The 12,822-nt window shown below is 67.8% G+C and carries 14 protein-coding genes; 6 read left to right on the forward strand and 8 right to left on the reverse strand.

All coding sequences use genetic code 11. The features are described 5' to 3' along the window. Positions 1-24 precede the first annotated feature (24 nt). Positions 25-2,682 carry an ATP-dependent chaperone ClpB gene (gene clpB / locus NG697_RS11400; protein ID WP_252608161.1) on the reverse strand — a complete coding sequence of 886 codons (2,658 nt, stop codon included), beginning with the start codon at positions 2,680-2,682 and terminating at the stop codon, positions 25-27. Between the two features lie 208 nt (positions 2,683-2,890). On the opposite strand from clpB, the gene NG697_RS11405 reads away from it, so the two are divergent. Beyond that, a complete protein-coding gene (locus NG697_RS11405; RefSeq protein WP_252598997.1) occupies positions 2,891-3,142 on the forward strand; it encodes a YciI family protein in 252 nt (83 codons plus the stop codon). A 234-nt stretch (positions 3,143-3,376) separates the two neighbouring features. On the opposite strand, the gene NG697_RS11410 is transcribed toward NG697_RS11405, so the two are convergent. The 4 genes from NG697_RS11410 to NG697_RS11425 are packed head-to-tail and all read right to left on the reverse strand — an operon-like array spanning position 3,377 to position 6,540. After that, positions 3,377-4,438 (reverse strand): sulfate/molybdate ABC transporter ATP-binding protein, encoded by a 1,062-nt coding sequence (locus NG697_RS11410; protein WP_252598998.1) that lies wholly within the window; start codon positions 4,436-4,438, stop codon positions 3,377-3,379. Then, entirely contained in the window at positions 4,435-5,298 is an 864-nt protein-coding gene (locus NG697_RS11415; protein ID WP_252608160.1) for an ABC transporter permease, read from the reverse strand. Before NG697_RS11415 ends, NG697_RS11410 begins: the two co-directional genes overlap by 4 nt. Before the next feature lie 22 nt (positions 5,299-5,320). Continuing rightward, the gene (modA, locus tag NG697_RS11420; RefSeq protein WP_252608296.1) at positions 5,321-6,085 is read right to left on the reverse strand and encodes a molybdate ABC transporter substrate-binding protein; all 765 of its coding nucleotides are present in this window, start codon (positions 6,083-6,085) and stop codon (positions 5,321-5,323) included. A gap of 44 nt (positions 6,086-6,129) precedes the next feature. Continuing rightward, positions 6,130-6,540 carry a TOBE domain-containing protein gene (locus tag NG697_RS11425; protein ID WP_252608159.1) on the reverse strand — a complete coding sequence of 137 codons (411 nt, stop codon included), beginning with the start codon at positions 6,538-6,540 and terminating at the stop codon, positions 6,130-6,132. A 181-nt stretch (positions 6,541-6,721) separates the two neighbouring features. Between NG697_RS11425 and NG697_RS11430 the strand changes: the two genes are divergently transcribed. Genes NG697_RS11430 through NG697_RS11440 form a run of 3 tightly spaced genes read left to right on the forward strand, consistent with a single transcriptional unit; the run spans position 6,722 to position 9,457 of the window. Further along, the gene (locus tag NG697_RS11430; RefSeq protein ID WP_252608158.1) at positions 6,722-8,056 is read left to right on the forward strand and encodes an FAD-binding oxidoreductase; all 1,335 of its coding nucleotides are present in this window, start codon (positions 6,722-6,724) and stop codon (positions 8,054-8,056) included. Positions 8,057-8,093: 37 nt separating this feature from the next. After that, a complete protein-coding gene (locus NG697_RS11435; protein ID WP_252608157.1) occupies positions 8,094-8,963 on the forward strand; it encodes a DUF4031 domain-containing protein in 870 nt (289 codons plus the stop codon). Positions 8,964-9,022: 59 nt separating this feature from the next. Beyond that, positions 9,023-9,457, forward strand: a complete 435-nt coding sequence (locus tag NG697_RS11440; protein WP_252608156.1) for a VOC family protein — start codon at positions 9,023-9,025, stop codon at positions 9,455-9,457. Here the strand turns inward: NG697_RS11440 and NG697_RS11445 are convergent. The 3 genes from NG697_RS11445 to NG697_RS11455 form a co-directional block, all read right to left on the reverse strand. Continuing rightward, positions 9,454-9,855: a YccF domain-containing protein gene (locus NG697_RS11445; protein WP_248763765.1), complete on the reverse strand. Its 402-nt coding sequence runs from the start codon at positions 9,853-9,855 to the stop codon at positions 9,454-9,456. The two genes, NG697_RS11440 and NG697_RS11445, sit on opposite strands and share 4 nt — an antisense overlap. 90 nt (positions 9,856-9,945) lie before the next feature. Continuing rightward, complete coding sequence (locus tag NG697_RS11450; RefSeq protein WP_252614244.1) at positions 9,946-10,545, reverse strand: phosphoribosylanthranilate isomerase; 600 nt, start codon at positions 10,543-10,545, stop codon at positions 9,946-9,948. Positions 10,546-10,634: 89 nt separating this feature from the next. Beyond that, positions 10,635-11,474 carry an aminoglycoside phosphotransferase family protein gene (locus tag NG697_RS11455; RefSeq protein WP_252614245.1) on the reverse strand — a complete coding sequence of 280 codons (840 nt, stop codon included), beginning with the start codon at positions 11,472-11,474 and terminating at the stop codon, positions 10,635-10,637. 53 nt (positions 11,475-11,527) lie between these two features. Here NG697_RS11455 and NG697_RS11460 point away from each other — a divergent pair, with 53 nt between their 5' ends. Together NG697_RS11460 and NG697_RS11465 are read left to right on the forward strand one after the other, a co-directional pair. Continuing rightward, complete coding sequence (locus NG697_RS11460) at positions 11,528-12,187, forward strand: HutD/Ves family protein (protein WP_252599061.1); 660 nt, start codon at positions 11,528-11,530, stop codon at positions 12,185-12,187. 84 nt (positions 12,188-12,271) lie between these two features. Then, the gene (locus tag NG697_RS11465; protein WP_252599062.1) at positions 12,272-12,802 is read left to right on the forward strand and encodes a ferritin; all 531 of its coding nucleotides are present in this window, start codon (positions 12,272-12,274) and stop codon (positions 12,800-12,802) included. Positions 12,803-12,822 lie beyond the last annotated feature (20 nt).

The following is a 12,822-nucleotide window of genomic DNA, read 5'->3' on the forward strand; positions in this document are numbered from 1 at the left end:
GTTCGCCCGAGCCTTGCAGGACCGCTATTCCTTCCGCCGCACCACCAGGCCCGTGCCGGCCGGAGCACCGCCGTCGGGCGCTGCCAGAGCCTCCAGTCCTTCGATGGTGAGTTCGTCGACGTCGGCCGCGGTGTCCACGAGCACCGTGTCACCGTCCGCGATGTCGCCGGACAGGATGGCCCTGGCCAGACGGTCACCGATCTCGCGCTGCACCAGCCGGCGGAGCGGCCGGGCACCGTACGCGGAATCGAAGCCGGACATGGCCAGCCAGGCGCGGGCGCCGTCAGACACGTCCAGGGAGAGCCGGCGATCACGCAGCCTCCTGCCGAGCTCGGCCACCTGCAGTTCCACAATCTCCGCCAGCTCGTCAACGGTCAGGGCCTCGAACAGCACAATCTCGTCCAGCCGGTTCAGGAACTCCGGCTTGAAGGACGCGTTGACGGTGGCCATGACCGCGGCCCGCTTGGCCTGCGCGTCCAACGACTGGTCCACCAGGAACTGACTGCCCAGGTTGGACGTCAGCACCAGGATGGCGTTGCGGAAGTCCACGGTCCTGCCTTGGCCATCGGTGAGGCGGCCGTCGTCGAGCACCTGCAGGAGGATGTCAAAGACCTCCGGATGGGCCTTCTCCACCTCGTCCAGCAGGATCACGGAGTACGGCCGACGGCGGACGGCCTCCGTCAGCTGGCCGCCCTCCTCGTAGCCGACGTATCCCGGAGGGGCGCCCACCAGCCGCGCCACCGAGTGCTTCTCGCCGTACTCGGACATGTCCAGCCGCACCATGGCGCGTTCGTCGTCGAACAGGAAATCCGCGAGCGCCTTGGCCAGCTCCGTCTTGCCTACGCCCGTGGGCCCCAGGAACAGGAACGAACCCGTGGGCCGGTTGGGATCGCTGATGCCGGCCCGGGCACGGCGGACAGCGTCGGACACCGCGGCCACCGCCTTGGACTGGCCGATCAGGCGCTTGCCGAGCTCCTGCTCCATATGGAGCAGCTTCTGGCTTTCGCCCTGCAGCATTCGCCCGGCCGGAATGCCGGTCCACGCCGAAATGACCTCGGCAATGTCGTCCGCCGTGACCTCGTCAGCCACCATCTGGGCAGTCTTGTCCGTCACCGCCTCTTCGGCTGCGGCGGCCGCGTTCAGCTCCCGCTCCACTGCCGGAATCTCGCCATAGAGGATCCGCGACGCAGTCTCCAGGTCGCCTTCACGCTGCGCCTTGTCCGCCGTGGAGCGGAGCTCATCCAGCTTGGCCTTCAGGTCGCCCACCCGGTTGAGTCCAGCCCTTTCTGCGGCCCAGCGCGCATTCAGCGCGTCCAGCTCCTCGCTCTTGTCGGCCTTGTCCGCGCGGAGGGCGGCCAGGCGCTCCACCGAGGCGGCATCCTTCTCGTTCGCGAGGGCCAGTTCCTCCATGGTCAGCCGGTCCACGGCACGGCGCAGCTGGTCGATCTCCTCCGGTGCGGAGTCGATCTCCATCCGCAGCCGCGAGGCGGCCTCGTCCACGAGGTCGATGGCCTTGTCCGGCAGCTGGCGGCCGGAAATGTAGCGGTTGGACAGGGTTGCGGCGGCTACCAGCGCAGAGTCGGCGATGGTGACCTTGTGGTGCGCCTCGTAGCGTTCCTTGAGTCCGCGGAGGATCCCGATGGTGTCCTCCACGCTGGGCTCACCCACGTACACCGGCTGGAACCGGCGCTCCAGGGCCGGGTCCTTCTCGATGTTCTCACGGTACTCATCCAAGGTGGTGGCACCGATCAGCCGCAGCTCACCGCGGGCCAGCATGGGCTTGAGCATGTTGCCGGCATCCATCGATGACTCCCCCGTGGCACCGGCGCCCACCACCGTGTGGATCTCGTCGATGAAAGTGACAATCTGGCCGTCCGAATTCTTGATCTCCTCCAGGACGGCCTTGAGCCGCTCCTCGAACTCGCCGCGGTACTTCGCCCCGGCCACCATGGACGCGAGGTCGAGGGCGATCAGATTCTTGCCCCTCAGGCTTTCCGGGACATCGCCCGCCACGATCCGTTGGGCGAGCCCTTCGACGACGGCGGTCTTGCCTACGCCCGGCTCGCCGATGATGACGGGGTTGTTCTTGGTGCGGCGGCTCAGCACCTGGATGATGCGCCGGATCTCGGTGTCGCGGCCAATCACCGGGTCCAGCTTGCCCGCACGCGCCATCGCGGTGAGGTCAGTGCCAAACCTCTCCAGCGACTGGAATGTGTTTTCCGGGTCCGGCGTGGTGACCTTGCGGTCGCCGCGAACACCCGGCAGGGCGGCGAGCAGCGCTTCATGGGAGGCACCGGCGTCGCGCATTAACCGCCCGACGGCGTCGCTCCCGGCAGAGAGCCCCAACAGCAGCACTTCGGTGGAGACATACGTGTCACCCAGCCGGTCCGCTTCATTCTTGGCGTTCTGGATGGCCTGCAGGGCGGGCCGGGACAGCTGCGCCTGCTGTGTGGAGCCGCCCGACGTTGCCGGCAGCGCCTTGATGGCACCGCTCGCCTGCACGCTGACGGTATCCGGGTCGGCGCCCGTGGCGCGGAGAAGCGCGACGGCGACGCCCTCCCGCTGATCCATCAGCGCCTTGAGCAGGTGGGCGGGTTCCACCTGGGGATTCCCTGCCGTGGAGGCGTTCATGGCTGCTGCCGAGAGAGCCTCCTGGCTCTTGGTGGTGAATTTGACGTCCAAAGAGAGCTCCTTCCGGGGATGCGCTTTTTCGCTAAGTTGAGTCTACAACGCTCAACTTTGAGGAAATGCCCTCTACGCCCCATGTTTGCCGACGGCGAACTGCCTGTCCAGAGCCGAGCGCTGCCCATGGAAGAATCCGATCCCGGCACCCCTCCGCCACGGCCCGCAAAGCCCTGGCCGAAGCGAGCCCCGAAGCGGCCGAGCCGGCATGAAAATGTGGATGGACTGGGCGGCCAAGGCCGGCGACGGCATTGTTGACCTCGGCACACCGCTGGGCGCCACCAAAGTCATGGACGGCTCGTCCGTCGCTGATACGGCAGCCACAGTGGGCGGCTACAGCATCATCCAGGCCGAGGATCTGGACGCCGCCGTTGCCCTGATGGACGGCCACCCGCACTTCATGTCCGGCGCAGGCGCCACTATCGAGATCCACGAAACCCTCGATATCCCGGGGATGTAGGGCAGGCGGCTCCCCCAATGAGCCACCCGCCCGGTGGTCTGTTAGGCCAGTCAGATCAGGAGCAGGACATCGCCAGCGCAGGACGGATAGCGGGCGGCCACCGTTTTCACCGTTCCGCCGGTTTCCAGGTACGTGGTGCCCAGGCGGACGGACTTCAGCGATGTTGAGTTGCAGTGCTTGGCCGTGATGACCCAGCTTGCGACGCTGACCAGCCTACCCGCGTATTCCGCCTCTTCAGCCGGGGTAGATGGCGACGGCGCCGGCCTTGATCACGAAGTACACCTGCATGCCCGGCGCCAGCCCGAGATCAACAGAGGCAGCCGGCGTGATGTCCGCACTCAGCTGCCCGCCCTCCCCGGCGCGGACCCGGATCCCGTCCCCGTGCGGCTCCAGGTCGGTAATGGTCACGGCGAAGGAGTTCCGCGGGCTGCCATGCGCTTCGGTGAGGAAAACGGAAACGGCCGACGGCGGAAAGACAGCCACGCCCGGCTGCCCGGTAGGGAGCGGGGCGGCTGCGTCGCGGTGGCCATAGAGGTTGAGGGCACCGGCCCGCAGACCGTGTTCGGTCAGGTGGCCGGCCACAAAGTTGAGCCCGGCGAGTCCGGCCGCGAACCGGCTGCGCGGGCGCTGGAGGATGTCGCGGGTGGGGCCTTCCTCGCTGATCCGCCCGTTTTCGAGGATGACCACCCGGTCGGCCAGCATCAGGGCATCCAGGACGTCGTGGGTGATGATGACGGCGCGGCGGCCGGCCAGCACGCGCTTGAGCAGGCGCCGGAGCAGCGGCGCCGCATGGATATCCAGAGCGGCCATCGGTTCGTCCAGGAGGAGGAGCCCGGGGTCGGCGGCGAGCGCCCGCGCCACCGCAACGCGCTGCGCCTGGCCGCCGGAGAGCTCGGCCGGTCGGCGGGACTGCAGCTCCGTCGCCTCCACTTCCGTGAGCCACCGCAGGGCGGACTCCCGCGCGGCCTGCTTCGAGGCCCCCGCACTCCGGGGTCCGAAGGCCACGTTCTCCAGCACGCTCAGGTGCGGGAACAGCAGCGGTTCCTGGGCCAGGAGCGCCGTGCCGCGCCGGTGCGGAGCCGTCCATTCGCCGCGTCCGGCGGTGAGGTCGAACAGCGTCTTGCCGTCCAGTTCGGCCGTGCCCGAGTCCGGGTGCAGCAGGCCCGCGATGACGTTCAGCAGGGTGGATTTGCCCGCGCCATTGGCTCCCATAACGGCCACCGTTTCGGCCGGGCCCAGCGCGAGGGAGACGTCGAACTCGCGGCTGGCCACGGCGGCCTGAACCGAGAACGTCACCGGACCGCACCGCCCTGGCCGGGCGCCGGCGTCGTGCGTTCCCCGCTTAGTGCTGGGGCCCGTTCGGCGGCGCGGGGACTGCGGTACGCGAGCGCCACCACGGCAACCGCCACCGCCACGAGGACCAGGGAAAGCGCGACGGCGGCATCGGCGTCCGTTTCCCGCTGCAGGTAGATTTCCAGCGGCAGGGTCCGGGTCACCCCCTGCAGGCTGCCCGCGAACGTGAGGGTGGCGCCGAATTCGCCCAGGCTGCGGGCGAAGGACAGCACTGCGCCGGAGGCCAGCCCCGGCAGCACGAGCGGGAGAGTGACACGGCGGAGCACCGTGGTGGGCCCGGCGCCGAGCGTCGCGGCCACCGCTTCGTACCGGTTCCCGGCGGTCCGCAGTGCACCCTCGAGGCTGACCACCAGGAACGGAAGGGCCACAAACGTCTGGGCCAGGATGACCGCCGTCGTTGAAAAGGCGATCTGCAGGCCAGCCACTTCCAGCGTCCGGCCCAGCAGCCCCTGCCGCCCGAACGTGTACAGGAGTGCGATGCCGCCCACCACGGGCGGAAGAACCAGCGGGAGCAGGACCAGTGAGCGGAGGAAGCGCTGGCCGGGGAAGCTGCCGCGGGCCAGGACCAGGGCCAGCGGCACACCCAGCACGATACACAGGACGGTGCTGGCCGCGGACGTGCGCAGGCTCAACCCAAGGGCCTGCAGCGACGCTTCCGACGTGATCAGCGGGATGAACTGGGCCCAGTTGACCTTCGCCACCATGGCCGCGAGCGGTAGCACCACGAACAGGCCACCCGCAGCCGCAAGGACGTAAATCCAGCGTGGGACGCCGCCATACCCGCCGTTCCTGGCCTGTCTCATGCTCTCCTTGGGTGCGGCTTACTTACGGGGCGCCGAAGCCGGCCGCGCGCAGGGTTTTCTGCCCGTCGGCGCCGGTCACCATCGCGATGAAGGCTGCCGCCAGTTCCTTGTTCCGGCTCGAGCCTACTGTGGCGATTGGATACGTGTTGACTGCCTTGCCGGATTCGTCGAACGGGATCCCCTTGACCTTGCCTCCGGCGCCTTTGACGTCGGTGACGTAGACCAGCCCGGCGTCGGCCTCGCCCGAGGTGACCTTGCCCAGGACGTCCGTCACCGATGACTCCTCGCTGACCGGCGAAAGGGTCACTCCCGCCGCCTTTTCCACTGTGTCCGCAGCCGCCCCGCACGGAACCTGGCTGGCACAGACAACCACCTTGACGCCTGGCTTGGCCAGGTCCGCGAAGGACGCGATCGACGCCGGATTGGACGGCGGGACGGCGATCTCCAGGACGTTGGTGGCGAAGTTCTTCGCGGTCCCGTCCAGGAGCTTGGCCTCGGCCAGCTTGGTCATGTTCTTGGTGTCGGCGGAGGCAACAACATCGGCCGGTGCGCCCTGGGTGATCTGGGTGACCAGGTCCGAGGAACCGGCGAAGCTCAGCACGATCTTGGTGCCGGGGTTCTTCGCCTCGAAGTCGCTGGCCAGCTGGGTGAATGTGGCCTTGAGCGACGCGGCTGCGAAGACCATGATGGTCCCGGAGACCTGGCCGGCGGCGTCCGGGGAATGCGACGCGGCGGGCTGTGTGGCCGTGGACGTCGTAGCCGGTGCGCACGCGGCGAGGCCCAGCATGAGGGCAGCCGTGATTATGACGGGGGTGCCGTGTTTGAGGGTGCTCAAATGATGCTCTTTCCGTGCGGGGTTTCGATGATGACCGTGGTTGCTTTGACCACCGCGGTGGCCACGGAGCCCAGTTCCAGGCCCAGGTCGCGGACGGCTTCACTGCTCATCAGCGACACCACCCGGAACGGCCCGCACTGGAGTTCCACCTGGGCCATGACTTTGTCCGCAGTGATCCCCGTGACCAGGCCGACGAACCTGTTGCGCGCCGAACTTCCTGAACGGTGCGGGTCCTCGGGAAGCTGCGCGAGCTTCTGGGCGTGCCTTGCCAGTTCCAGGCCGTCGACTGCCAGCCGGCCGGCGTCGTCCTTCACGGGGGTGAGGCTGCCGTTCTCTATCCAGCGCCGGACCGTGTCGTCACTGACGCCGAGGAACCGTGCTGCTTCGGATACGCGAATAGTGGGCATTTCATGATTCTAGTCCGCATTTGCGTGTTTTCTTAGTAGCTTTCGCCGCGGATCAGAAAAGGACGTGGACGCTGGTTTCGCCTCCGCCTGAGGGTTCGGGTCAACTGCCTATGGAAGGTGGTGGGCCCAAGTCCTACGCTATGTGGAGGGGAGGGGCCGCAGTCGCTGAGGAGCGTTTGTGATGAAGTGGATCAGGCCTGACAGCCCCGACTATGACCCGGCCCGGAAGGTCTTCAACGCCATGATTGACCGGCGTCCGGCGGTGATTGCCCAGTGTTCGAATGACGCGGACGTGGCCGAAGCCCTCCGCTATGGACGGGAAAATTCCCTCGCCATCGCTGTCCGTGCCGGCGGCCACTCAGTGGCCGGAATGTCCATGAACAACGACGGCCTGGTAATCGATGTCCGGCCCATGAAGTCGATCGACGTGGACCCCGAATCCGGCATCGTCACCGCCGGGGCAGGCGTCACATGGGGCGAGTTCGACCGCGCCACCCAGGAGCATGCCCTGGCCGTCACCGGCGGGCGGGCCTCCACCACCGGCGTCGCCGGCTTCACCCTGGGCGGCGGGTCAGGCTGGCTGGAGCGGTCCTTCGGGTTCGCGTGCGACAGTCTCGTCTCGGTGGACCTGGTGACGGCCGACGGCGAGCGCGTCACCGCGAGCGCCCGGGAAAACCCGGAACTCTTCTGGGCCCTCCACGGCGGCGGCGGCAATTTCGGCGTGGCCACGTCCTTCACGTTCCAGGCGCACAGGCTCGGCCCCGTGGTCCATGCCGGGATGTGGCTGTGGCCCGGGGAGGCGGCCACCGACATTTCCCGGGCGTTCCGGGACCTGGCGCTGGCAGCCCCGGACCGAGTGGGCCTGGCGCTCCTCTATTTCACGGCACCGCCGGAGCCGTTTGTGCCGGAGCACCTGGTAGGAAAGATGGCCACCCTCATCGCGTACGTCTACGCGGGTGAGCCCGAGGAGGGCTCCGAACACGCCAGACCGTTCCGCGAGCTCGGGCCTGCAGTGGACCTCGTGGCCGACACCCCGTACGCCGATTTCCAGTCCTCCCTGGACGATCCGCCGGACCACTACAACTACTGGAGCGCGGACTACCACAACGAACTTCCCGACGCGGCCCTGGACTTGTTCGTGGAATCCGCCCGGAACCTTCCCGATGCCACGTCCCAGCAGCTCATCGCCCGGTGGGGCGGCGCCGTCGGCGGGAACGCTGGCGCGGCCACGCCCCTGATCAACCGGAACGCGGCCTGGGTGAGCCATCCCTACGGCATCTCGCCAACACCCGAGGAAGGCCAGCTGGCCAAGGCCTGGGTGAAGGACTTCCGCGGCAAGATTGCGCCCTATGCCACAGGCGGGGTGTGGCTCAATTTCATCGGCAACGAGGGCCAGGAGCGCATCCGCGCCGCGTTCGGAAACGGGAATTACGCGCGGCTGGCCAGGGTCAAGCATGACTTCGATCCGCGGAACGTCTTCCAGGGAAACCAGAACATCCTGCCGGCCGGCTCCTGACCGGCCCCGCGGAGAGCCGCCGCACTAGACTTCCCCCATGGCGATTTACCTTGATCCGCCGCTGTGGCCCGCCCACGGCACGCATTTTTCGCACCTCATCTCGGACACGTCGCTGGCGGAACTGCACGCCTTCGCTGCCGCGGCCGGCATCCCGGACCGGGCGTTCGACGGCGACCACTACGACGTTGCCGAGCGCCGGTTCGACGACCTCGTCGCCGCGGGCGCCATCGCCGTGGAAGCCCGGACCCTGGTTCGCAAGCTCATCGCCAGCGGGCTGCGCATCCCGGCCCGGCAGCGCAACAAGTCACTCAAGGTCCCGTTGCTGAACCGCTGGGAAGCCATCATGCCCGGACACGACGCCCTCTTCCTGGATCTGCTGGACCGCTGGAGCGAGGACCACCGCCGGTATCACGGCTGCACGCACCTGCTGGCCGTACTTGAGGCCATGGACCTGCTCACCGACCCCGCCGATCCGCCGCGGACAGTGCTGCTCGCAGCCTGGTTCCACGATGCCGTGTACCGCGGGGTCGCCGGCCAGGACGAGGAGGAATCGGCCCGGCTCGCAGAGGAGCGCCTCACGGACGCGGGGCTCCCGGCCGCCGATGTTGACGAGGTGGCCCGGCTGGTGCGGCTGACATCGGACCACCGCCCCGAGCCAGGGGACGACGACGGCGCCCTCCTCTGCGACGCGGACCTGTCAGTCCTTGGCGGCGAACCTGAGCCGTACGCCCGGTATGTGGCCGCCGTCCGGGAAGACTACGCGCACATCGGCGACGCCGACTTCGCGGCCGGCCGCGCCGCCGTCGTCCGTCATCTGCTGGAACTGGACCCCCTTTTCCACGGCGACCGCGCACGGGAACTGTGGCTCGATGCCGCCCGCCGGAACCTGCAGGGCGAGCTGGCCTGACTCTCCGCGCGACCGCCGGGAGCCTTTACGGGCACCCCGGCCGGTGCAAGACTGCTCGGATGAACCTGCGCATCCAAGCCCTCAGCATCGATTCCACCGACCCCAAAGTGCCCGCCGATTTCTGGGAGAAGGCCCTGGGGTGGCGCCGCACCTATGAGGCGGAGGACGAAATCGTGTTGGAGCCGCCAGCAGGCAGTCCGGCCGACGGCGTCAGCCCGGACCTGCTCTTCGTGAAAGTCCCGGAGCGGAAGGAGCTCAAGAACCGGCTGCACCTGGACCTTCGTCCGGACGACCAGGCCGAGGAGGTGCAGCGGCTGGAAACCCTTGGCGCGTCGCGCATTTCCGTCGGGCAGGGGCCGGAGGCCACCTGGGTGGTCATGGCTGACCCGGACGGCAACGAGTTCTGTGTGCTGCGCGCGCTGCGGTCAGAAGAGCTCGAAGCCCAGGGACTGGTCCCCGGATTCAGCGAAACCCCTGGGAACGCCGCCGGCTAGCGGTATGCGGTAACGAACGGGCTGTTAGTGGGAACGATCTGCTTGCCCAGCGGCATCAGGCTGACCGGGATGAGCTTGAGGTTGGCGATGGCCAGCGGGATGCCGATGATGGTGACCGCCATGGCAATGGCTGTCAGCACGTGGCCGATCGCGATCCAGATGCCCGCCACCACCAGCCAGATGACATTCCCCAGGAGAGGGAACACGCCCGTCCCGCCCGGCTTGTCCACCACCATGCGCCCGAACGGCCAGAGCGTGTACGCCGCAATCCGGAACGACGCGATGCCCCACGGAATGGTGACGATCAGCAGGCAGCAGATGATGCCGGCGAGGAAATAGCCCAGGGCAAGCCAGAGTCCGCCGAATACCAGCCAGATGATGTTGAGCAGTGTCTTCATCTGTCCATTGTGCCCCGCGGGGTCTGACAAAAACGTACGGGTCTGCCCTGATTGGCCCCTGAACTTGGGACCTGAAGCTTGGACCGGGCCTCAGCCCTTGGCGGCCTTCACGAAGGCCCGGATCTTGTCCAGGTCCTTCACGCCGCGGGAAACCTCGACGCCGGAGCTGACGTCCACGCCCCACGCGCCTGCTGCTGCGGTGGCGTGCGCCACGGTATCCGGATCCAGTCCGCCGGCCAGCAGCCACTTGCGGTCCTGGAGTGCTGTCACGTCCACCATGGAGGCGTAGTCCCAGGCCTGTCCGGAGCCGGGCACGGCGGCGTCAATCAACAGGAGTTCCTCGCCCCAGTCGGCGAACGCGTCCGCAGTGGCTGCCATGGTGACGGCCCTGATCAGCTTCATGCCGGCGCCGTGCACTGTTGTGACGTCTTCCGGGGTGAGGTCTGCGTGGAGTTGGACCCACTCGAGTCCGGCGGAACGGGCGATGGCAAGGGCATCGGCGACAGGTTCATGCCGGAAAACGCCGACGGCAACCATGCCTTCCGGCACATCGGCCAGAAGAGTGGAAACCTGCGACGGCGAGACCACCCGCGGGCTGGCCGTCAGGACAAACCCGACGGCGTCCGCCCCGGCCTCCACGGCGGCACGGACTGATTCGGGCGTACTGAGACCACAGACTTTGACGAACATTTCCGGCTCCTTCAGGCTGTCTTCGTGACGTCCCCCGGGAGGAGAGTAGCAGGGAAGTGCCCCCTGCGCCGATGTGGGTCGGTTCCATTTCAGGCGCCGGACAGCACGCGCTCCACCATGGCGCGGCCCGTCTGTTCAAACGCGGTGTCGCCCACTTGGTTGGCCCACACCACCGTGCCGATGGCCTGGTGCAGGTTCTCCAGCCGCCACAGGTCAGCCTCCGCCGGTGCCACCGTTTTGCCCAGGCCGGCATGGAACGCGTCCGCCAGTTCGGGCCGGTGGACGAACCGCTGGTGACTGAGCCGCACCAGATCGTGCACCCACGGACGCGGTTCGGCTCGGCCAAAGTCGATGACCTTGATCTGCCCGTTGTCCTGCAGCCAGTTCCTCGGCTGGTAATCGCCGTGCGTTGCGACCAGCTGCGCCACGCCCGGGCGCAGTGCACCGAGCGCCTGTTCAAAGCTTTCGAGCTGCGATCCCGGCAGCAGCCTGTGGGCACGGTCCATCCACGCACGGGTCTTGGCCGTGAGGGCTGATGCGTACGTGGACGAGACCCCGGCGGGCCGGTGAATCCTCGCCAGCAGCGCCCCCGCCTGGCGGTACGTTTCCGGATCATCCTCGGCCGGCGTCCCCTCGACCAGGACCCCCGGCAGGAACTCCGTCACCAGGATGCCCGACGCCGCCGAGGCATGGCGTAACGCCGGGACCCGGCCGTGGAGCCCGTCGAACCCGCCGGCATGGGCGGCGATCTCGCGGCGGATATGGTGGCTTGTGGTGCTCGCCTTGACGATGAATCCTTCGCCCGACGGCGTTACAACGTGGAGGACGTTCGTGTCCTGCAGGGGCCACGAGTAGTCCTGCACCACGCTGAATTCCCCGAGCCAGGATGTCAGCAGGCGGCTCTGTCCGTCGGTGATCCCCTGGCGCATTTGCCCAGCATGCCACGCGTGGCGGGGACGCCCAAACAAACTAGGCTGGTCCGATGGAGATCATCCGCTTCGCAGAACTCAGGTCCGAACCGTGGCGTAACGGCGGCGGGGTGACCCGTGAGCTTGCCAGCCACCCGAAAGCCGCCTCGGCGCAGGACGGCGCCTGGGACTGGCGGGTCAGCATCGCCGACGTCAGCAAGGCCGGGGATTTCTCGGCGTTCCCGGGCATGGAACGCGTGCTGACCGTGATCGACGGCGAGCTGCTCCTTCTCACCGTGGATGGCGCCGAGCACCCCCTGGAAAAGTACCGGCCGTTCAGGTTCTCCGGCGAAGCTGCCGCGCACGGTGCCCTGCCCACCGGGGACATCCGCGACCTGAATGTCATCACCCGGACGGGGTCCTTCAAGGGCTTCACGTCCATCATCGAGCTCTCCAAAAAGCGCGCGCACCCGGTTTTTGAGGGCCAGCTCGCGGTGCTGCTGCAGGGCCAGGCCGCTGTCAGTGCGGGCAGCCTCAGCGTCAGCGCGGAAGCCGTGGACGCAGTGGAAGCCGCTGCCGCCCCGGAAGCCGACGCCGACGAAGCTGCCCCCGTACCCGGGGAGCCCGAGGCACTCAACCGGTATGACGCCGTCGTCGGTTCCGATACCGGGACCCCCGAAATCCTGGGCCGCGGCTTCCTGGCCGTGGTTTCGATCGACCGCGTGACTGCCTGATCCAGCGCTGCAGGCTAGCCTCGCCTTCGTTATCTGAGCCTTTCCACACTGGTCAGCGGCGTACGGCGCTCCTAGACTCGGCCTATGACCTCCACACCCTTTAATGCGCTCCTGTCCACCCAGATCGGCAACGAGTTCGCGGCCTCGCAGCAGTACATTGCCGTGGCCACCTGGTTCGCCAACCAGGACCTCCCGCAGCTGGCCCGCTACTTCTACCGGCAGTCGGTGGAAGAGCGGAACCATGCCATGATGATGGTGCAGTACATGCTGGACCGCGACATTGAATTCACCATCCCGGGCGTCCCCACCGTGCGCAACGACTTCTCCTCCGTGACCGAGCCGCTGGCCCTGGCGCTGGAGCAGGAGAAGGAAGTGACGTCCGCGATCGAGGCCCTGTTCCGCGCCGCCCGTTCCGAGGACGACGCCCTGGGCGAGCAGTTTATGCTCTGGTTCCTCAAGGAGCAGGTGGAGGAGGTCGCCGCCATGACCACCCTCTTTAACATCGCCGAGCGCGCGGACAACCTGTTCGACATCGAGAACTTCATCGCCCGCGAAACCGTGGGCAACGGGGGCCGCGACTCCTCCGCCCCGGAGACAGCCGGCGGCGCCCTGTAAGCACCCTGCCCTCCCCCAAC

The organism is Pseudarthrobacter raffinosi, assembly GCF_023913835.1.
GTDB classification, from domain to species: Bacteria; Actinomycetota; Actinomycetes; order Actinomycetales; family Micrococcaceae; genus Arthrobacter; species Arthrobacter raffinosi.

Excerpts from the sequence above, each read along its gene's own strand:
- NG697_RS11460 (WP_252599061.1), top strand. The coding sequence starts at position 11,528 with ATGGAGATCATCCGCTTCGCAGAACTCAGGTCCGAACCGTGGCGTAAC.
- NG697_RS11455 (WP_252614245.1), bottom strand. The coding sequence starts at position 11,474 with ATGCGCCAGGGGATCACCGACGGACAGAGCCGCCTGCTGACATCCTGG.
- NG697_RS11465 (WP_252599062.1), top strand. The coding sequence starts at position 12,272 with ATGACCTCCACACCCTTTAATGCGCTCCTGTCCACCCAGATCGGCAAC.
- NG697_RS11440 (WP_252608156.1), top strand. The coding sequence starts at position 9,023 with ATGAACCTGCGCATCCAAGCCCTCAGCATCGATTCCACCGACCCCAAA.
- modA (WP_252608296.1), bottom strand. The coding sequence starts at position 6,085 with ATGCTGGGCCTCGCCGCGTGCGCACCGGCTACGACGTCCACGGCCACA.
- NG697_RS11425 (WP_252608159.1), bottom strand. The coding sequence starts at position 6,540 with ATGCCCACTATTCGCGTATCCGAAGCAGCACGGTTCCTCGGCGTCAGT.
- NG697_RS11430 (WP_252608158.1), top strand. The coding sequence starts at position 6,722 with ATGAAGTGGATCAGGCCTGACAGCCCCGACTATGACCCGGCCCGGAAG.
- NG697_RS11435 (WP_252608157.1), top strand. The coding sequence starts at position 8,094 with ATGGCGATTTACCTTGATCCGCCGCTGTGGCCCGCCCACGGCACGCAT.
- NG697_RS11450 (WP_252614244.1), bottom strand. The coding sequence starts at position 10,545 with ATGTTCGTCAAAGTCTGTGGTCTCAGTACGCCCGAATCAGTCCGTGCC.
- NG697_RS11445 (WP_248763765.1), bottom strand. The coding sequence starts at position 9,855 with ATGAAGACACTGCTCAACATCATCTGGCTGGTATTCGGCGGACTCTGG.
- NG697_RS11415 (WP_252608160.1), bottom strand. The coding sequence starts at position 5,298 with ATGAGACAGGCCAGGAACGGCGGGTATGGCGGCGTCCCACGCTGGATT.
- NG697_RS11405 (WP_252598997.1), top strand. The coding sequence starts at position 2,891 with ATGAAAATGTGGATGGACTGGGCGGCCAAGGCCGGCGACGGCATTGTT.